Source organism: Planctomycetaceae bacterium, assembly GCA_041398785.1.
In the GTDB taxonomy this organism is placed as follows: domain Bacteria; phylum Planctomycetota; class Planctomycetia; order Planctomycetales; family Planctomycetaceae; genus JAWKUA01.
Window position 1 is genome coordinate 395,606 of record JAWKUA010000002.1, and the last position, 18,473, is coordinate 414,078.

Annotated in this window: 16 protein-coding genes and 1 tRNA gene; 6 read left to right on the top strand and 11 right to left on the bottom strand. The window is 60.1% G+C overall.

All coding sequences use genetic code 11. From position 1 onward, the window contains the following. Positions 1–565 precede the first annotated feature (565 nt). Together R3C19_03640 and R3C19_03645 are read left to right on the top strand one after the other, a co-directional pair. The gene (locus R3C19_03640) at positions 566–2,521 is read left to right on the top strand and encodes a hypothetical protein (GenBank protein MEZ6059436.1); all 1,956 of its coding nucleotides are present in this window, start codon (positions 566–568) and stop codon (positions 2,519–2,521) included. A gap of 320 nt (positions 2,522–2,841) precedes the next feature. Next, positions 2,842–3,753: a hypothetical protein gene (locus R3C19_03645; protein MEZ6059437.1), complete on the top strand. Its 912-nt coding sequence runs from the start codon at positions 2,842–2,844 to the stop codon at positions 3,751–3,753. A 37-nt stretch (positions 3,754–3,790) separates the two neighbouring features. On the opposite strand, the gene R3C19_03650 is transcribed toward R3C19_03645, so the two are convergent. From R3C19_03650 to R3C19_03660, 3 genes are all read right to left on the bottom strand, one after another. After that, entirely contained in the window at positions 3,791–5,389 is a 1,599-nt protein-coding gene (locus R3C19_03650; protein MEZ6059438.1) for an SLC13 family permease, read from the bottom strand. Between the two features lie 42 nt (positions 5,390–5,431). After that, positions 5,432–6,784 carry a Gfo/Idh/MocA family oxidoreductase gene (locus R3C19_03655; protein MEZ6059439.1) on the bottom strand — a complete coding sequence of 451 codons (1,353 nt, stop codon included), beginning with the start codon at positions 6,782–6,784 and terminating at the stop codon, positions 5,432–5,434. A 211-nt stretch (positions 6,785–6,995) separates the two neighbouring features. After that, positions 6,996–7,694 (bottom strand): hypothetical protein, encoded by a 699-nt coding sequence (locus R3C19_03660; protein ID MEZ6059440.1) that lies wholly within the window; start codon positions 7,692–7,694, stop codon positions 6,996–6,998. A gap of 502 nt (positions 7,695–8,196) precedes the next feature. On the opposite strand from R3C19_03660, the gene R3C19_03665 reads away from it, so the two are divergent. Further along, complete coding sequence (locus tag R3C19_03665) at positions 8,197–8,781, top strand: aminodeoxychorismate/anthranilate synthase component II (protein MEZ6059441.1); 585 nt, start codon at positions 8,197–8,199, stop codon at positions 8,779–8,781. A gap of 146 nt (positions 8,782–8,927) precedes the next feature. On the opposite strand, the gene R3C19_03670 is transcribed toward R3C19_03665, so the two are convergent. Together R3C19_03670 and R3C19_03675 are read right to left on the bottom strand one after the other, a co-directional pair. Beyond that, the gene (locus tag R3C19_03670) at positions 8,928–9,341 is read right to left on the bottom strand and encodes an STAS domain-containing protein (protein ID MEZ6059442.1); all 414 of its coding nucleotides are present in this window, start codon (positions 9,339–9,341) and stop codon (positions 8,928–8,930) included. Between the two features lie 330 nt (positions 9,342–9,671). Beyond that, the gene (locus R3C19_03675) at positions 9,672–9,872 is read right to left on the bottom strand and encodes a hypothetical protein (GenBank protein MEZ6059443.1); all 201 of its coding nucleotides are present in this window, start codon (positions 9,870–9,872) and stop codon (positions 9,672–9,674) included. Between the two features lie 323 nt (positions 9,873–10,195). Between R3C19_03675 and R3C19_03680 the strand changes: the two genes are divergently transcribed. The 3 genes from R3C19_03680 (at position 10,196) to R3C19_03690 (ending at position 12,004) form a co-directional block, all read left to right on the top strand. Further along, positions 10,196–10,267, top strand: a tRNA-Gln gene (locus tag R3C19_03680). Between the two features lie 69 nt (positions 10,268–10,336). After that, on the top strand, positions 10,337–11,134 hold the full coding sequence (locus R3C19_03685) for a rhomboid family intramembrane serine protease (protein MEZ6059444.1): 798 nt from the start codon (positions 10,337–10,339) through the stop codon (positions 11,132–11,134). A 129-nt stretch (positions 11,135–11,263) separates the two neighbouring features. Continuing rightward, positions 11,264–12,004: a segregation/condensation protein A gene (locus R3C19_03690; protein MEZ6059445.1), complete on the top strand. Its 741-nt coding sequence runs from the start codon at positions 11,264–11,266 to the stop codon at positions 12,002–12,004. On the opposite strand, the gene glgC is transcribed toward R3C19_03690, so the two are convergent. From glgC to nusB, 6 genes are all read right to left on the bottom strand, one after another. Continuing rightward, on the bottom strand, positions 11,996–13,300 hold the full coding sequence (glgC, locus tag R3C19_03695) for a glucose-1-phosphate adenylyltransferase (protein ID MEZ6059446.1): 1,305 nt from the start codon (positions 13,298–13,300) through the stop codon (positions 11,996–11,998). The two genes, R3C19_03690 and glgC, sit on opposite strands and share 9 nt — an antisense overlap. 67 nt (positions 13,301–13,367) lie before the next feature. Beyond that, on the bottom strand, positions 13,368–14,558 hold the full coding sequence (locus R3C19_03700) for a class I SAM-dependent methyltransferase (GenBank protein ID MEZ6059447.1): 1,191 nt from the start codon (positions 14,556–14,558) through the stop codon (positions 13,368–13,370). 3 nt (positions 14,559–14,561) lie between these two features. Continuing rightward, entirely contained in the window at positions 14,562–16,106 is a 1,545-nt protein-coding gene (locus R3C19_03705; protein ID MEZ6059448.1) for a transcription antitermination factor NusB, read from the bottom strand. Beyond that, positions 16,103–17,551 (bottom strand): 3-phosphoshikimate 1-carboxyvinyltransferase, encoded by a 1,449-nt coding sequence (gene aroA, locus R3C19_03710; GenBank protein ID MEZ6059449.1) that lies wholly within the window; start codon positions 17,549–17,551, stop codon positions 16,103–16,105. The genes R3C19_03705 and aroA overlap by 4 nt, the downstream gene beginning before the upstream one ends. Beyond that, positions 17,551–18,042 (bottom strand): DinB family protein, encoded by a 492-nt coding sequence (locus tag R3C19_03715; protein ID MEZ6059450.1) that lies wholly within the window; start codon positions 18,040–18,042, stop codon positions 17,551–17,553. Before R3C19_03715 ends, aroA begins: the two co-directional genes overlap by 1 nt. Positions 18,043–18,065: 23 nt before the next feature. Continuing rightward, positions 18,066–18,473: a transcription antitermination factor NusB gene (nusB, locus tag R3C19_03720; protein MEZ6059451.1), complete on the bottom strand. Its 408-nt coding sequence runs from the start codon at positions 18,471–18,473 to the stop codon at positions 18,066–18,068.

The following is an 18,473-nucleotide window of genomic DNA, read 5'->3' on the forward strand; positions in this document are numbered from 1 at the left end:
CCCGCCGATCTGCGCCCGCGTGAGTTTGGCACCTGGGAAGTACCTGGGAAAAAGCCATACCGGGACGCGACCAGCCAGGGGCAGGCGGCGGTCGTCCCGGAGCTGAAATACTCCCCAAATTGCCAAAGTACCGTTTGACGACCCAGTTCTCCGACCTATGTTTTCGGTGTTCAGGGCATGTCGCCTGCACAGTGACGCTGCAGTCACGGCCGGCCAACCACTGAACATACAATCAGACATGCATCGCAGACATTGCGAATAGCAGCGCGTTAAGGAAAGCTGGGAGCTTTGAGGGGACCTTATCGCGCTGCTTTTTTGCGCGCGGACGTTCAGCGGCAGTGGCGTGGGATCCGAGCGTTTTTCCTCGCCGACTGCGACTCCGCGACTCCGCGGCACTGTCGGAAAACTGCGAAGAATTTTCCGATTGTTCTGATTCCTCGCTTCAGGAAGTCTGTACGGACTGCCGATCTTATTCGTACCGGTGCCGCGCGCGGACTTTCGATTTCGCGCCGCCGATTCCTCAACCCCTGCTGCTTTGTGCTCCTGCCGCTTCCGGACATGTTTGATGTCAGGTTCCCCCGCGTTTCACACTGGGCGTTTGCTGCTGGCGTTTTCGACGCTGGTTTGCGTGGTGCTTTGCGCCGCGTTGTGGTGGAAATCGAGTATCCGCGCGGAACCACAGACGGCGGCTCAGCACGCCGACGATTCTGAATCGACGCTCGCAGTGACAGGCGATACGCAGTCGCGCGAATCACATTCCGCTGCGTTGCCGGAAACGGATCACTCGCCGACGTCGAAATCACCACCACACTATGCATCGGCTGACGGCAGCGAATTTCCCGGCCAGCGGCGCGAAGGACACAGCACCAATCAAAACACGTCACACAACAGCCCGCGCGGCACCTCACGCGACAGGGACGCGTCCTTCGGAGCGTTGGCGGAATTCTCTCCGTCGCCGGCTCTGTCATCGGAAACTGATCCTTCGGAAACGGATGATCCGTTTGATCCGTTCGGCCAGGGCGTGCCGTCCGATCACAGCGGTTCCCGTCTGCAGCTCGCCATGTCGACTGACGCGTTCGGAGCGGACTTCGTGTCGGATTCCATTGCGGTGGAAAACCTGGAAAGCGACGCACAGCGGCACGACTTACCGGTCACCCAGCCCGCATCGATCACGGTTCACGTAGACAATGCGGCGCTTGTGTCAGAGATGGCCAGCCTGGTCGAGCGATTCGAAGATGCTCTGGCCGCGGATCGATCGCAGGCAATCGATGCCGATCGCCAGGCGCGACAACTGAAAGAGCAGGAAGCTGAATTCCGCCGCGAACAGCAGGAGCACCGGCAGGACGAACAGATCGCACGAATCGCCGGTGAACTGGATGACCTGAACCAGACAATGGACACATTTCGCAACGACACAACAAAGGTCATGGCGGACCTGATGGCCAGAGTCACGGAGAACAACGAACGTCAATTTCGTTTCAATTCACTCCTGGAGCAGTTGACTCGGCAGCGGACGACCGGCGGCTATATCTGGCTGTCACCTCATGCGCCCGCATGGCAAAGCCGGATGTGGTGGCCTTCGGGGAACCTGGAAACCTCCACGGGACCGATCACACAACAGTTCACCCAACACACCGCGTACACACAATCTCAACAGCCGGCGGGCCGAGTCTGGATTCGCAACCTGTCGCTGCCCGCGACGTGGCAAACCGGTGCGTCGTACGACGAATCGGCCACCGCGACGTGGCATGTGGTGGAATCGACCGAACCGTTGCAGGCGCCCGCTGCTCCGGATTCGGACTGGATTCTGGAACTGCCGCCGCCCGTTGCCAGTCCGCCGCAGATCACGGTGCAGCAGTTTGAGGTCGAGCCCGCGCCGGCGATCGACACAGCGTCCTTTGTTGAGACCACTCCTGAAGTCACGGAACAACTGTGGGCACCAGCTGCGGTGGATGTGTCGACTCCACCGCCGCTTGAGCCGCCGCAAAGCCGCACGAACTATGTTCTGGAAGACGTCAATTGGCCGGCGACGCCGTCCGCGCGGCCGTTCGCTGAGGAAGCTCCCCGCCGTCGCGACGTGGAAATCAAGCCGGTCGTCTTTGAACACACCTATGAGTTCTCGCAGACGGCCGCCCTTCCGGGGCTTCCGGTACTGCAAAAACCCTGTTGCCAGACAGCTGCCGCAACACGCTGCGAATCGTGCCGGCAGCAGTCACGGGTGACGCGGACCGCATATCAGACATCGCAGGGAGGGAAATTGGCGGTCCCGAACCGCGCCTCAACCAACAACCCGCGCCAGGTCCGTGTTGCCAGTCATGAAGAGCCGAGTTCCGGTCCCGGCCCGCGGCAGCACGGCGTGCAATCGACGCGAGGCAATCCCTGGATTCCTCACTTCCAGGCGCCGGCATGGACCGGGCGGATTCCGGAATCCCGGCCGGTCAGGGCAATACGCGAGTCGAAGATACTGAACCGCGTGACATCCGTCTTCCGGCAGACTCCTTCCGATCCGATCATCGAATAACGCCGCACCATCGGCGTCACCGCTTCGGGACACGCTGAGTCGACCGCGTTCGGACAAGCCCGCGTGAGTCAACACAACGGTGAAACGGGAACCGGCGCCGCAGTCAGCCTCCGGTCAGAGGTCAGACATCTGCTTCGTAAGAGCTGCCGCAGCCGTTCCTGGCGTTATTTGGGATAGCCGGACGGCCCGATGCGGATCGTCGACGAGCGAGCGATTGCTGCTTCCGGTATGCCAGGCTGGTTTGAGTCCGCCGCCGCGATGCCCTATCGTTCCGGTTCAGTATTCCCGGCGGTCCAATGGCGCGAAAATCACGGTAGCCCATGCAAACAACTCCTGTCACGCCGCAACAGTTTCGGAAGTCCGTCCTTGCCGTCCCGCCGCTGGCTCGCGATGCGAATTTCGGGATCTGCCGGGATAACAATGCGGCGATCATTCAGCATATCGAAGGCGGCGGCGTGTCGATGCTGCTGTACGGCGGCAACGCAAACCTCTATCACGCCCGGCTCAGCGAGTATGCGGCGCTGCTGGATATGCTGCAGGAACTGGCCGCGGCGAATTCTCTGGTAATTCCCTCAGTCGGCCCGGCCTATGGAACGATGATGGACCAGGCTGATCTGCTGAAATCCCGCGACTTTCCAACGGCGATGGTTCTGCCGACGAAAGCCGTCATGACCGAACCCGGACTGATGACCGGCTTCCGGCATTTCGTCGAAGCGATTGGCCGACCGGCGGTTCTGTACATCAAGGAAGAAGGTTACATCAGTCCCGAAGGCGCTGCGGAGCTGATGGACGACGGCCTGGTGTCATTCATCAAATACGCGATCGTGAGAAATGATCCGTCCGACGACGAATTTCTGCAACGGCTGGTCGATCGCGTGGACCCGGAGAAGGTCTGCAGCGGCATCGGAGAACAGCCGGCTTTGGTGCATCTGAAGCAGTTCGGCTGCGTGGGTTTCACGTCAGGGTGCGTGTGCGTGAATCCCGCTTTGTCGCAGAAGATGCTGGCGGCGATCGTCGACAGGAACTACGACGAGGCGGAATCGATCCGCAGGAAGTTTCAGCCGCTGGAAAACCTGCGGAACGAAATCCATCCGATTCGAGTCCTCCACGAAGCTTTGCGGTTGTGCGAAATCGCCGACACCGGCCCGCACCTGCCTTTGCTGTCGGGCCTGCCCAACTCCGCTCAGCCACAGGTCCGCGCCGCGGCGACGGAACTGCTACAGTTGCGGTAGCGCATCGCACTTCAGGGTGCTGCCGCGAAGCAGGTTGCTATTCGATGCCCAGCAGCGGCTTGACCAGCAGGAAAGTGCCGGCCGTCAGCACGGGAACTCCCAGCAGATTCAGCAGCAATCCGTGACGGGCCATCTCGCCGATGCGAACCTGGCCGGAGCCAAAGATGATGGCGTTGGGCGGCGTGGCAATCGGCAGCATAAACGCACAGCTTGTGGCCAGCGTCGCGGGAATCATCAGCAGCCGGGGGTCGATGCCGAGCGGTCCGCACATTGCCAGCAGTGAAGCCAGCAGCGTGTTGATCGTGGCAACGTTGCTCGTGACTTCCGTCAGAAACGTCATCAGCAGGCAGGTGACAGCGACGACCAGCCATGCCGACTGGCCTTCAAGTGGTTCCTTCAGGGCGTTCGCCAGCCAACCGGCAAGGCCGGTGACATCGTTGGAAAACGCTCCGGCAAGGGCGAAGCCACCGCCAAACAGCAACACGATATCCCAGGGAAGCTTTGTCGCAGTGGCCCAGTCCATCAGCGGCACGCGTCGTCCGTTCGAACTGCGCGTGCCTGAGGGGATGAAGAACAGCAGCACGGCCAGACCAACGGCGACTGTGGAATCGTTGACGAAATCTTTGGCTGACGCTGGTACAAGCGAAGCGGACATGCCAAGCCACTCGAACCAGCCCGGCAGAATTTCCGACCAGCCGGGCAGGACCTGCACTTCGTCAAGCTTCAGTGGTTTTCGCAGAATCCACAGGGCGGCTGTTGTCGCGAATACAAGCAGCATTCGGGATTCCGCCGCGGAGATCTTCCCCAGGTCTGACTTTCGCTTTCGCAACTGACTTCTGAGAGTTTCGTCATGCTGTGTTGCGGAAGGTAGCTTCCATGTCAGCACCAGCCAGGTGACGGCCAGGTAGACGATTCCGATCGGCAGGCAGGCCAGCATCCATTCTGCGACTGACAGCGGGACGGCGTCCGGTATTTCTTCGGCATAGATTCTCGCCGCCACCACGTTGGTTGGAGTTCCGACAAGCGTCGTTAGTCCGCCGATGCTTGCCGAATAGGCGATCCCCAGAAGCACTGGTACCGCCAGGGCGGAGTCCTCAGGCCGCGTTCCGCCGGCGGGCAGCGCAGCACGTTCCTCTTCCATCGTGCGCAGCAGTGCCAGCGCGATGGGCAACATCAGCAGTGTTGTGGCCGTGTTGCTGATCCACATCGACAGTCCCGCAGTAGCCAGCATAAAGCCCAGCACCAGTTGCCGCGGCCTGGCCCCGATGAAGGACACGATGTTGAGGGCAATGCGCCGATGCAGATTCCACCGCTCAATACCCAAAGCGATGATGAATCCGCCGAGATACAGAAACACGTTGTCATTGATGAATGCCTGACTTGTTTCCGCCGCGGACTGGATGCCGAGCGCAGGAAACAGCACCAGCGGAAGCAGGCTGGTCGCGGCCAGCGGCACGACCTGCGTCACCCACAATCCGGCCATCAGGAACGTGACCGCGATCAGTCTGTGGGCTTCCGGCTGCATCCCTTCCGGAGTCGGCATTGCGAAGATTGCCAGGAATCCGATCAGCAGCGCGAGCATGATCGTCCGGTGCCACGGGTTCGAGTTGAAGTCAGGCGAATCGACGCTGGCCATTTGTCGGAGGCGTTTCAGTTCGAGCAATGGACCTGCACGTGTCTATCCGGTGACGGGAAACTGCCATGGCTGCCGGTAGTCGACGGTGAAGAGCAGCCGGTTTGCTTCATCGCTGTTCTCAACCCGTTCGGCATCGGCATTCCATGTCAGCGGCTGCTGCATTCTGTGAGACACGTACGCAAGGTGGCCGGGCACAACGGATCGGTGGGCCACGTCAGCCGGCGCAATGCATTCGCTCCGGCTGCGGACACATTCGAGAAAGTTGCCGGTGTGATCGTTCGACACGTAAACGGTTTCGCTGCCGGGGCGAAAACCCTTCTGCAGCCAGCGATCGTCGGACGCTTCAATCTTGCCCCGATCGACGTACACCCAGCCGTCAGTACCGATCAGCTTCAGGCCCGACCGATTTCGCGACGAAACGGACGAGGTAATGCCGCCTGGGTACTCACAGCGAATCGTGTAGTCGCGCGGAGTGTCGTAGATGCTGGTGTCCGGAAACTTCCAGTCGACGGCTTCCACCAGCGTCGGCCCGGATCGTTCGACGTTGATCGCCCAGTGAGCGATGTCGTTGTGGTGGCCGATCCAGTCCATCAGAACTCCGCCGCCAAACGCCGAATGGCCTCGCCACCAGCGATGATGGCGAGCACGCATGTAGGGCAGCTTCGGTGCCGGACCACACCACAGATCGTAGTCCAGATGCTCCGGCGGAGACTGGACTTCGACGGATCCCTGCGGCTTGTCGTATCCCGGCGGCAGGCCGACTTCGAACGACTGCATCTGCCCGAGAACTCCGTTGCGAGCCAGTTCTACGGCATGGCGGAACAGGCGGTCCGAACGCTGTTGCGACCCGGTCTGGAAGACAGCATTCTGTCTGGCAACTTCGGCCGCGACGAGCTGTCCCTCGCGAAACAGGTGTGTTACCGGCTTTTCACAGTAAACATCCCTGCCGGATTGCAGAGCCTCAAGGCAACACAGCGCGTGCCAGTGATCAGGCGTCGCGACGACGACGGCGTCAATGTCATCACGACCACAAAGCTCACGGTAGTCGGCGGTAACCTGTACGCCGATCGCCGGCGTTCCCGACTTTGCGTCCGCATAGGCAGCTTCCACTTTCTGCCGAGCGGGCTCGCGGCCGTACGCTGTTCCGCGGCCCCATTTTCCGTCACGAAAATGTCGCGAATCAACGTCGCACAGGGCAACGACGCGGCACCGCGCGTCACTCAGAAACGCGTCAAGCAAATTGAAGCCACGCGATCCCAGGCCGACGATGCCCAGCGTGATTTGTTCGGACGGCGGTACAAAAGCGAAAGTCCGGCGACCGGAAAACAGAACACCAGCCGCACCAAATGTAAAGGCACGGCGAGAGACTTTGATACGGCGTACCGTAGCTGACATCGCAGGCTCCGGGCGGCGGGAGAATCGGGGGCGTCAGAATTCCGCCCCGGCAGTTTCCGCGCTCCGGTGATGTTTCGCAAGGCAGCCGCGGCTATCGATGATTGCGTCGGCGCAGCAAAAAGGGCGACCGGCTGTTGCTGCCGGTCGCCCCAGTGAGTCTCTGATTGTGAGCGCTGATTGCGGGTTTCTGATCGAATGCCGTGAGTTCAGGTCATGGGCCGACAGACACGCCGCCGCCATTTCCGCCGCCGGCTGCCGAGCCAAGTCGCGGCACAGGAGTCGACTGGTTGTAAAGATCGTTGATGATCTTCACTTCGCTGGCCGGGCGGCTGTATTCGTTTGCGTTACGGAGAGCCACGGGAATCACTTCCATGCCACCTGTCAATTCGGCGATCGCCAATTCAACATTCTGAACTCTCAGCCTGTCGATGTTGCCATTCTGAGTGGACTGCACGAAGACTGTTCGGCGGGGATTCGGTGTGACGCCGACAATCTGCTGCAGGTGCAGCCGTCCGGGAACGGTCAGCATCTGGTCGTTCTCGTTGAAATGGCGACTGTACAGAGTCGTTTCTTCCTGCCATCCCTTGGCGACCTGCGTTTCGATGAAATCTTTCACGGACTGCCGGTCCTGGCAAACATAGGGAAGCGGCCAGTACGTGGCGGAGTGATAGGTGTGAGTGAACTGCTGCGGTTCACAGTCAGGGCGCGGTCGAACGGGCCAGACCTTTCCCTTGTAGCACTTCTGTCGCACGCCGGGAGGCAGCATTGCCTTTTCGTTCCACCATTGATCGGACCCCGGTGTGGCGGTCGTGTACTTGTCGTGCCGCTCGAACAGGGTGAATCCGGTTGAACAGCCGGACAGCAGAGCCGTCAGCAGCAGGGCGGGAATAACTGGGCCGATCTTCCTCATGGCCTGTTCCGTCAATGAAAGCAGTTTCGGCGGATAGCGAATTCGCCCGAATAGCGGGTGCGTCGCAGGCACCTCACCGGTCAGAAGCGACTTCCTGTCAAAAGCAACATGACCTGCGGGCATCCCGGCCGGCGGTCAGCGCTTACTTCGTGTCTTCATCTTCGGTCTTTCCGCACAACCCGGTTTCAGACATTCGAAAGGTTTGCCGATGAAGCCTGGTCTGCGAGATTTGGCTTCCTGAGAATCGTCGCAGATTACCCAGGCGGACCACGAACCGAACCGATGACTGACGCGGCCAAAACCGGTCAGGCCTGCGCAAAGCGCCAAACCCGCAGGCTTTCCACGACTGGCAGCGTCGACAGCAGGGCTGCTCCGGCGCTAAACTTCCGCACCGTGATTCGCGCTCACATGTGCTGCAATTGCGTCGCTGACCGTCGTGGCAGATCGAAATGCCACGCGACGGCTGGCGGACCACGTTGTGGAACTATCGAAACGGCCAGCCATGATCTTCCTGCTCGATAACTACGATTCCTTCACTTACAACCTTGTGCAGCGCATCGGCGAAATCGACCCGTCGGCGGAGATCCGCGTCGAACGCAACGACCAGATCACGCTCGATGAAATTGACGACCTGCAGCCGGAACGAATCATTATCTCACCGGGACCGTGTACTCCCGCTGAGGCCGGACTGTCGCGGGATGTCGTTCGGCATTTTGGGCCGAAACTGCCGGTCCTGGGCGTTTGCCTGGGACACCAGTGCCTGGCGGAAGTCTTCGGGGCGAAAGTGGTTCGTGCAGATCGACTGATGCACGGAAAAACATCACCGATTCACCACACCGGAAAGGGCGTTTTTGCGAACCTTCCCGACCCGTTCACGGCCACTCGCTATCACAGCCTGATCGTGCCGAAGTCAACGGTTCCGGACTGCCTTGAGGTCACCGCCTGGGTTGATGACGAGGGACAGCAATTCGAAGTGATGGGGCTTCAGCACCGCGACTTTCCCGTCCACGGCGTTCAGTTCCACCCGGAAAGCTTTCTGACCGAACGAGGCTACGACCTGCTGCGCAACTTTCTCAACATCCGCTGAAAATTGCGTTGTTGCGGCTGGCCCTGAGGCGACGGAACCGATTCCCGCACACTTCCAACACAGCCGGCAGGGGCAGGCAACGGCTGCAGGAGCGGGCACAACCTGCAGGGGTCGGCGGAGTCACCGCCAAGAGCGACGGCGGCCAGCTATAGCTCGACCTGATGGACTTCAATCAGCGTGTTGAGCTTCGTGATCTGCAGCACTTCCTGAACGTCATCGGAGGGATTGAACACCTGGACTGTCGGATGCAGGCCCTCAATGTTGCGAAGCGACACCAGCAATCCCAGCATTCCGCTGGGAACAATGCGAACGCCGGTCAGATCGAACGCAACGGTCTTCGAACCGTTGGCAATCAGCAGGTCAGTGATCGCAGCCCGGTAGTGGGCGGCATTGAATTCGGGCGGCACGTCGTCGCCGCCAAACCCCAGAACCGTCGTGGGACCGACGCTGTAGACTTTCAGCAATCCGTCCTCCGTCAGGGCGTACTGATTCGGCAGCGGTGTGACGGATTCCGTTCCTCCGTTTTCACCCGATTCCGAATCCTGTTTGCTGTCGTTCATGAGTAGCTCTTCGCGAGTTTCAGTAGCCAGGCAGGCGGCACGTCGCCGCGACAATCAGTGGTGCCGCGTCAGTGTAACGAGTCGGCCCGGCGTTTGGAAAAGTCCCCGTTGGAAATCCGGACGGAACACTTCTTGCGCCGCGGAGTGAATCCACGAGCGCTGATCGGCGGACGTTTTTTGCACCAGCGACCTGCGATCGGCCGGGAGCACACGTTCGTTTCTCGAACAAGACAACAGACGCCGAAGCCGGGACCTGATCCCGTAACAGACCCACTTTGAATGCGCAGCGCTCCGCATACCTCCGTGCGTATCAGGTTCCGCCGGCGCATCTCAGCGACGATCCTGGTCTGACACAAGTCGCACCACCGCCGTGCCGCTGTTCAGGCCGATTCCGGGCAGTTCCATCTGAAACGTGCCGTCCAGAATCATGCCAACCGTTTGATCGCTGAATACGTCACGTGCTTCCGTCGCCTGATACGGAAGTCCATCCATCACCACGCTGAGCAACTGCGCCCGGCTTGTCTGGTTCACCAGAACGACGCAGCCGTTCCGGAATTCCCGTCGTGCTGGCGGATTCCCGGCAACAGGCCTGCCAAGAATCGAAAGCGCCGGCCCGATGAAACCGGCAGGAACCGTCGGCCCAGAGGCTTCCATTCCACCGCAGGCAAACCCGGCAACCGAGACCCCGCCGCCAAAACCACGAATCAAGCAAAGGAAAACGCCTCTCCGTCACAACGACGCCACGGGCTGTCGGGCTTTCCGGCTTCGTCCAAACGTCCTTTACTTATCCCGGCACGAACACTAGATTTCCACCGTCGACGGGATCGAACCCGAATTCCGCCGGCATCAACCACTACCCCGTGGTGTAATTGGTAGCACGACAGGTTCTGGCTCTGTTAGTTGGGGTTCGAGTCCCTGCGGGGTAATCTGAGACTGTTCCGTCGTCGGTCGCGGGCAGTCTTTTTTGTTGCGCGGAACTGCGGAGGATTTTGGGCGTGTTTCCGCTGCGAGACAACATACCGTCCAGCCGTGTGCCGGTGGTCAACTATGGGTTGATTGCCTGTTGCGCACTCGTGTTTTTTCTGCAGATGGGCGACCCCGGCGGAGAACTCATTCAGAAGTTCGGCATGATTCCGCTACGCGTGAGTCATCCGGATGAATCGATCACCGTTGAAATGCCGCAGCGGGTTTCGACGCCGCTCGGCCCGCAGATCGTCACCGTTCAGGAACCCCTTCCCGCGCCGGCTTTCAGGCCGTGGACCACGCTGCTGAGTTGCGTGTTTCTGCACGGCAGCCTGATGCACCTGATCGGAAACATGTGGTTTCTGTATATCTTCGGGGACAATGTGGAGGACCGGCTGGGTTCCTCAGGCTATCTGGTATTCTTCCTTGGCTGCGGCATTGCTGCCAGTTTTGCTCACTATGCGCTGGAACCGGATTCGCCGGTGCCGACGATCGGAGCGAGCGGTGCGGTCGCGGGAGTGATGGGAGCCTACATGGTGCTGTATCCCCACGGGCAGGTGCTGACTCTGGTGCCGATCTTTTTCTTTCTGCAGTTCCTGGTGATTCCGGCTCCTGTGTTTCTGGGAATCTGGTTTGTGCTGCAACTGGTACAGGGCACATTTTCGATGGGGAATACTCAGGCTGCCGGAGTCGCCTGGTGGGCTCATGTCGGAGGCTTCGCGGCGGGAGCTGCAGTGGCTCTGCTGCTGGGTCGGCGCCCGGAGCAGACCGCCCGCGCGCGGGTGCAGGTGATCGATCCGAATCGGCGCACGCGCATTTTTCGCCGGTAGGCACGGCCAGCGATCTGTTTTTCGTGTTCCGGTTTTTTGCTGCGCTGATCCGGACGGAAAACTGAACGCAGCTAACGGAAAACGGGCAACTTTTCCCGCTGTTCCGACGAATCTGATTCGGGGAACAGTATGACTCTGACAGACTATCAGGTTCGGCTTGAGCAGTTCGGCGGTCCCATGGATCTGCTGCTGTATCTGGTCCGCCGCCACGAGCTGGATATCTGCGAAATCTCACTGGCGAAAGTCACGGCCGACTTTCAGCAGTATCTGCAGGTTCTGCAGTTGCTCGACCTGGATCTCATCGGAGACTTCATCGTCGTTGCCAGCACACTGCTGGAAATCAAGAGCCGCGAAGTCCTTCCGCGAGTCGACGATGATCCGGACAACGATGACGAATCGGTGCTTGATACCGGCGGGGATCTGATCGGCAAGTTGCTGGAATACAAGAAGTTCAAGAACGCGGCGAAGCTGCTGGACGAACGAGCGTCCGAATGGCTGGAACGCTATCCCCGACTGAGCGACGATCGACCTGACGTGAAGCGCGATCGCGGATCTGACCGGATTCGCGAAGTCGAACTGTGGGATCTTGTCTGCGCTCTGGCCAGAATTGTGCGGATGCCGGATGTCGAACGGGAAACCAGCATTCGGATGGATGAAACTCCGATCGGCGTGTTTCAGGACCGCATTCGGCGCCGCCTGCAGTCGGAACCTCGCGTGTCGTTCAGCTCGTTCTTCGAAGGCGAAAAGCTGCAGTCGCGGATTGTGGGCATCTTTCAGGCGATTCTGGAGCTGATACGGCACGAACACTTTCGGGCTGAGCAGCCGCAGAAATTCGGCGAAATCTGGATTCTGCCGCCAGCGTCAGCGTGATCCGAACGGCCGGCGCGGCTTGCGCTGCAGCGATTCCCGGACGAAGTGAGGAGTGCCGACATCCGGAGATTCGAGAGGACGGAAATTGCGGGGCACCGTGACGACGCCGTTTTCCGAAATGGTGAATCCATTGCGGGCGTCTTCCGCGGGGTCGTAGCCGATCCGCATTCCTTCCGGAATCACGACGGATTTGTCAATGATGGCTTTTCGGACCTTCGCATACCGTCCCACGTTCACTCCGTCGTAAAGAATTGAATCGCGGACTTCGGCATAACTGTTGATGCGGACTTCCGGTCCCAGAATGCAGCGTTCCACTGTACCACCGGACACGATGGTTCCGGCGCAGACCAGGCTGTCCATCGCGTGCCCGATCCGCGGCTGGTCCGGCGACAGATCGTTGAAGACAAACTTTGGCGGCGGAAGCGGGGGCTGAAAAGACCGGAACGGCCAGTCGCGGTCGTAAAGGTTCAGTTCCGGATCAACGGACACCAGATCCATGTTGGCGTCGTAGTAGGAATCGATCGTTCCCACGTCTTTCCAGTACGCGGCACCGCCAGTTCTGGAATTCCGAAACGGCCATGCCTGTACCACATGGTCGTTGATAATTGACGGGATGATGTTTTTGCCGAAGTCCCGTGAGCTTCCCGGCTGATTGGCATCGTGACACAGGTGTTCGAACAGGAATTCCGTCCGAAACAGATAAATACCCATCGACGCCAGGCAGGTGGAGGGATCTCCCGGCAGAGGATCCGGATCGTGCGGCTTCTCGCGAAAGTCGATGACTCGCCTGGAATCATCGATTTGCATCACGCCGAATCGATAACCTTCTTCGACTGGCACCGGCAGGCAGGCGATCGTGCAATCCGCTTCCGACTGCAGATGGTCGGCAATGAACGTGGCGTAATTCATGCGGTAGATGTGGTCACCGCTGAGAATCAGCACATGTTTGGGGCGGATCTTTTCGATCGTGTAGATGTTCTGGTAAATCGCGTCGGCCGTGCCGAGATACCAGTTTTCATCGACTCGCTGTTCCGGCGGTCGAACAGCGACAAATTCTCCCAGTTCCGCTGAAAGAAAATGCCAGCCGCGTTCAATGTGGCGTTCCAGACTGGCGGCCTTGTACTGCGTGACCACCAGGATCTGCCGCAAACCGCTGTTGATGCAGTTGGAAAGCGTGAAGTCAATAATGCGGAAGCACCCGCCGAACGGGACGGCTGGCTTACTGCGATCCCGCGTCAGAGGCTCCAGCCGCGAACCTTTTCCACCGGCAAGCACGACAGCAAGTACACTGCTCATGGCGAACTCCGTTCCCTCGTGCGAAGTCAGTTTGGCACGTAGGTTTCTCCGTCTGTGTTATACCCGTTCATCCGGAATTCGTCGAATGACCCGCCGGCCGCCGAGCGACGATACTTCGGGTTCTGCCCTGCACGCGCGCAAACACGATCACGCGCGGGGGACCGCTGCCGGCTGGAAGCCTGCGCCGCAGTGAGTTCGCGTCCACTGTCACGCGCCGGCACTTGATCTCATACTCCATTGCCGGACATGACTGCAGATAACGCCGCAGGTCGCGAATCCTGCCGCTCAGTACCTGTTCGACTTCGAACGGCCTCGCGAAGGGCGTTTCCACGATTTGGCATCCTGTCAGGTACTCGTCCGCAGCGTCCAGCCGCTGCAGGCTCAGCTTCTCCGCGACGACATCCAGCAGGCCGGAACGCACAACCGCCGGATCGGGATCGAACAGCCACGTTCCAACCTCAGCAACGGCAGGACACCACGCAGACAGAGGGTCCGCGGCGATCGTGTCTCCGGCAGGCAGCACCGTCGCGCGAAAGGGATGTTCGGAAGTCAGACTGCCGAACCAGACAGTCGCTTCCCGGCACTCACCGTTCAGGCTGACCAGTTCGATTTCGCAACCGGGAAACTTCTGCATGAAGTTGCTGGCCGGGCCGAGCTTGATTGCTCCGCCTTTGGCAGTCCTTGTGAGCTGCTGCATCCATGCCAGATCAGGACAGTATTGCTCCAGCCGCTTCACTGGACGATCACGACCGGAACGCCGGTCCGGATCGAGGTGCACGAGAAATCCCGCAATGTTCAGACTTCGAACGTCTGCGGCGATGGTCTGAACTTCGGCTGACGGGTTCCAGATTTCAAGATTCCACCGGCAGCGCTGCAACATGGCGGGATCGAAATCCACCGCCGTGACCGGGCCACGTTCCGCAAGAGCCGCCGTATCGCAGCCGATGCCGCAACACAGATCAAGGACTTGTTCGCCCACCGGAAAACGGCGAGCCTTGTGCCTGGCGACGTCCCAGGCGGTTGCCTGTTCCAGGCCAACACGCGTCAGCCACAGCTCTTCGGATTCCGGCAGCAATCCATGCGCCTTCGCACGAGCGTCCGCGACCGACAGTGCGGCTCGCACCAGGTTTTCGTCAAACTGACTGCGCAGTGATTGCTGCAGCGAAAGTTCCGACCCTGACGATTGGCGTATCGCGTCGAAGAGTTCTGGCGTTGCTCGCAGGCGCTGCAGAAGCGGAATGTCTGTCGCGTCTCCCACAGCTCATGCCTTCCGCAGCAGCGCCTGATAGGCTCCGTCGCCGAGTTTGCCGGGGAGATAGACGCGCTGCTCGATGAGCGTCAGCCCGTTGACAGCGGCCAGCACGTCGCGAATCAGATCTGTGGTTTCCTCCGGTTCGATGCTGCACGTTGAATAGACGATGCGGCCTCCGGGCTTCACGCGGTCAAACGCTGTCAGCAGCAGCCGCGTTTGCAGAATCACGAGTTCGGGAAGATCAGCCTCGCGAAATCTCCAGCGAGCTTCAGGTCTGCGCGAGAGGACTCCTGTGTTGGAGCAGGGAACGTCGACCAGCGCAGCGTCGAAGTCGGTGCCGGGAATGTTGCCGCCGTCTCGCTGGATCAGTGCGGGCACGACCGACGTGAGCCCCAGTCGATCGACGTTTTCGGTCACACGCGCCAGCCGCGTTTCATTGACGTCGCAGGCGATGATCGTCGCTGAGTTGTCGCTCAGTTCCGCCAAATGGCAACTCTTGCCGCCGGGAGCCGCGCACAGGTCCAAAATGCGTTCGCCGGGCTTTGGATTCAGCAGGAAGCCGGCCTTCATCGCCGAAGTGTCCTGCACCGACCACAGCCCGTCGGCGAAACCCGGAAGCGTGTCGACTCGTGATGCATGACGGATGCGCAGCGCGTTCAGCATTTCCCCCGGCGACACGTCAACTCCCGCATAGCTGAGCATCTGCTGCACATCGACCGTCGAAGAACGCAGCGGGTTGATTCGAATCGTGACCTGCGGAGGGTCGATGCTGTGGAAACATGCTGTCAGCAGGTCCGGCAGTTCAAAACGAGCAGCCCATCGCTTGGTCAGCGAATTCGGCAGCGAGAACGCTTCGCCGATGTAGTCCGCGAGCCGCGTTTGCGGATCAGGGAAAACATCCGACGCCAGCCGGCGGAACTCGCCATTGGACAGTGGAACAAGGTCGGCAGCAAAACGCACATGGTCCCGAGAGTCGCTCGTTCCCGGGCTCTGCCCCGGAACGCTCTGCCTGAAAGGCTCTGCCTGCTGTTGTACGGTCCGAGGCGGAGGCTCGGACCGAGGCACAAGCAGCCGGGCGATATTTCTCAATACGCCGTTTGCAAAACCCGTCCAGCGGCTGCGTTGAAGCTGCTTCGCCAGTTCGACGGTCGTGTCCACGGCAGCGTGATCCGGCGTGCGAGCAAACACAAGCTGGTACGTTCCCAGTTGCAGCAGCCGCCACAGATCCGTTTCGACGTCCTGTCGTGGTCGCGAAATCTGAGACTGCAGCAACGCATCGATCGTTCGCCGTCGCCGGACGACGCCGGAAGCCAGGTCAACGGCCAGCGCCCGTTCCTGGCTGCTGAGCCGATGCCGATTGTCCAGCGACGCGAAAATGTCTGTCAGGAATCGGCCCGTGCGCTCGTATTCTTCCAGAACGAGCCACGCCAGTAGTCGGCCGGAAGTGATTTCGGAGACGGTGATCGTCTCCGGATTATCGTCCTTTGACTGGCGCGACCACTTCGAGCGGCGATTGCCGTGAGGACGACGGTACTTCGATTTCCCGCCGCTCATTTGCGTGCCTCGCGACACAAGGCGTCGAGATCTTCGAAGTAATTCGGATACGTCTTGGCCGTACATCCGGGGTCGAGAATTCGAATGCCTGCGGCCTTCAATCCCAAAAGAGAAAAACTCATCGCCATCCGGTGATCGTCGTAGGTTGAGACGTCGGCCGGCTGCGGCTGGCCGGGATGAATCGTGAGTCCATCGTCGAACTCGTCGGCCTTGATTCCCGCTCGGCGAAGCTCATTGACAACCGCGGAAACGCGATCCGTTTCCTTATGACGCATGTGTTCGACGTTACGGATCCTTGTCGGCGAATCGGCGAATACCGCGGCAACCGCCAACGTCTGAGCGGTGTCACTGATCTGATTCATGTCGATGTCAATGCCGTGCAGCGGCCTGCCGATCACAGTGACGGAATTTTCCGCCCAGCGCACTTCGCAACCCATCTGTTGCAGTGCATCGACAAAATGGATGTCGCCCTGCAATGCGTTCCTTGACAGGCCGGTCACCGTGACTTCGCCACCCGTCACCGCCGCGACGGCGAAGAAGTAGCTGGCCGCGGAAGCATCCGGTTCGATTTCATACCGGCGGCCCGTGTACGACTGCGGTTCGATGAGAAACGACGACAGATCGGGCGGGTGAGCGACTTCGACACCGAACGACCTCATCATTTCCACGGTCATTGTGACATATGGTTTTGAGACCAGATCGCCGTCGACCGTCAGTTCAATTGGTTCCGCCGCCGCCGGAGCACTCATCAGCAGACTGCTGAGAAACTGACTGGAAATGTCGCCTCGAATCAGCGCCGTTCCGCCGCTGAGCCGCCCCAGCGATCCGTCGACGATTACCGGCGGGCATTCACTTCCCGCGTGCTCACATTCAACGAACGCTCCCAGCAGATTCAGCGTGTGTACGAGATCGCCGATCGGGCGCTGCCGCATGCGTTCGACACCGTCCAGACGATAGCGACCCGTTCCCAACGCACACAACGATGTCAGGAATCGAATGCTGGTGCCACTGTTTTCCAGCCAGAGATCGGCACTTTGAAGGTCGCGTGGATTTCCGGCGTTTGATTCTCCGATGTCGCTATGGGAGGGCGAAGCTCCTGCTGAGCCGCGAGGCAAATTGGAGGCCGTGGGTGGCAGCGGCTCGGCGGGAGCCTCGCCCTCCCGAAATACGCCTCTCTTCGACCGATCTCGCTTCAGCTTCCCTCCGCAGCCAACGACTTCGCATGTGGCCGCGTCCGCATCGTGAGTGACACTCAGCCCCAGCCGCTGCAGACTTTCGAGCATGACTCGCGTGTCCTGGCTGTCCAACACTCCGGTCAGCGTGGACGTGCCCTGCGCCAGAGCCGCCAGAATCAGAGCGCGATTAGTGATGCTCTTCGATCCCGGCGGGCGAATCGTGCCGACGACAGGGCGCGCTACGGGGACAATGCAGAGAGCCTCGTTCATCAGATCCCCAGCACACTGTTGAGTCCCGCGCAACGACGCCACGCCGACAACTGTCCCAGATGCAGCATCGCGTGGGTCGTCATCAAATGTGTCAGCAGATCGCCTGTTGTCGGAAACTGGTCCGGAAAGAATGGTGTCTGATTCGGCTGCAGCAAAGTGGTTTCGGGGTCAGCCGCTTCGAGCAGATCCAGCAATCGGTCGTACGTCCGAGTCACCATCGCCAGCAGGTCAGCCTTCGACGGATACTTCGAACGATCATCGACGGGAGTTGATCCCGGCCCGAACATCGCCATCCAGGCTTCATCGGTGGCCATATCTTCGCCGAGTAGCTGTGCTCCGAGATCGGCCGCCAGAGCCACATGCCCGACGATCCAGGCCGGGTGGTTCATGCCCGGATGCGGCAGGTTGGTCATCTGAGCATCATCGATGTCAGCAAGCAACAGCTCACAATACCTGCGAGTGAAGTGAAACGCGGTGATGACACTTTTCATGGCGGAGTTCGTGTTGGATCGGTCTAAATTTGCGGCTGCCCGGGAATCAGCTTGTCCAGGATTCCGTTCACGAAGCCGGGCGAATTCTGTCCGCCGAATTCGCGAGCCACTTCGATGGCTTCGTCCAGCACCACGGGCACCGGAGTACCCATGTGGTGCATTTCGTAGATCGCCAGCCGCAGTACGTTGCGATCGGTCGGCGCCATCCGATCCAGCCGCCAGTTCTGAGCGACCGAGACAATCATATCGTCAAGCTGATCGCGCACTTCCCGCACACCTCGAAACAGATCCCACGCGAAATCGACGAGTTCGTCCTTCCTGAGTTGCTCGGTGATCTCCTCCTGAATCCGCCGCACATCGGCATCGGGATTCTGGTCAATCAGATACAGCATCTGCAGGGCAACTCTTCGAGCATCAGAACGGCGAGGCAT

Excerpts from the sequence above, each read along its gene's own strand:
- R3C19_03640 (MEZ6059436.1), top strand. The coding sequence starts at position 566 with ATGTCAGGTTCCCCCGCGTTTCACACTGGGCGTTTGCTGCTGGCGTTT.
- R3C19_03645 (MEZ6059437.1), top strand. The coding sequence starts at position 2,842 with ATGCAAACAACTCCTGTCACGCCGCAACAGTTTCGGAAGTCCGTCCTT.
- R3C19_03650 (MEZ6059438.1), bottom strand. The coding sequence starts at position 5,389 with ATGGCCAGCGTCGATTCGCCTGACTTCAACTCGAACCCGTGGCACCGG.
- R3C19_03655 (MEZ6059439.1), bottom strand. The coding sequence starts at position 6,784 with ATGTCAGCTACGGTACGCCGTATCAAAGTCTCTCGCCGTGCCTTTACA.
- R3C19_03660 (MEZ6059440.1), bottom strand. The coding sequence starts at position 7,694 with ATGAGGAAGATCGGCCCAGTTATTCCCGCCCTGCTGCTGACGGCTCTG.
- R3C19_03665 (MEZ6059441.1), top strand. The coding sequence starts at position 8,197 with ATGATCTTCCTGCTCGATAACTACGATTCCTTCACTTACAACCTTGTG.
- R3C19_03670 (MEZ6059442.1), bottom strand. The coding sequence starts at position 9,341 with ATGAACGACAGCAAACAGGATTCGGAATCGGGTGAAAACGGAGGAACG.
- R3C19_03690 (MEZ6059445.1), top strand. The coding sequence starts at position 11,264 with ATGACTCTGACAGACTATCAGGTTCGGCTTGAGCAGTTCGGCGGTCCC.
- glgC (MEZ6059446.1), bottom strand. The coding sequence starts at position 13,300 with ATGAGCAGTGTACTTGCTGTCGTGCTTGCCGGTGGAAAAGGTTCGCGG.
- R3C19_03705 (MEZ6059448.1), bottom strand. The coding sequence starts at position 16,106 with ATGAGCGGCGGGAAATCGAAGTACCGTCGTCCTCACGGCAATCGCCGC.
- aroA (MEZ6059449.1), bottom strand. The coding sequence starts at position 17,551 with ATGAACGAGGCTCTCTGCATTGTCCCCGTAGCGCGCCCTGTCGTCGGC.
- R3C19_03715 (MEZ6059450.1), bottom strand. The coding sequence starts at position 18,042 with ATGAAAAGTGTCATCACCGCGTTTCACTTCACTCGCAGGTATTGTGAG.
- nusB (MEZ6059451.1), bottom strand. The coding sequence starts at position 18,473 with ATGCCTCGCCGTTCTGATGCTCGAAGAGTTGCCCTGCAGATGCTGTAT.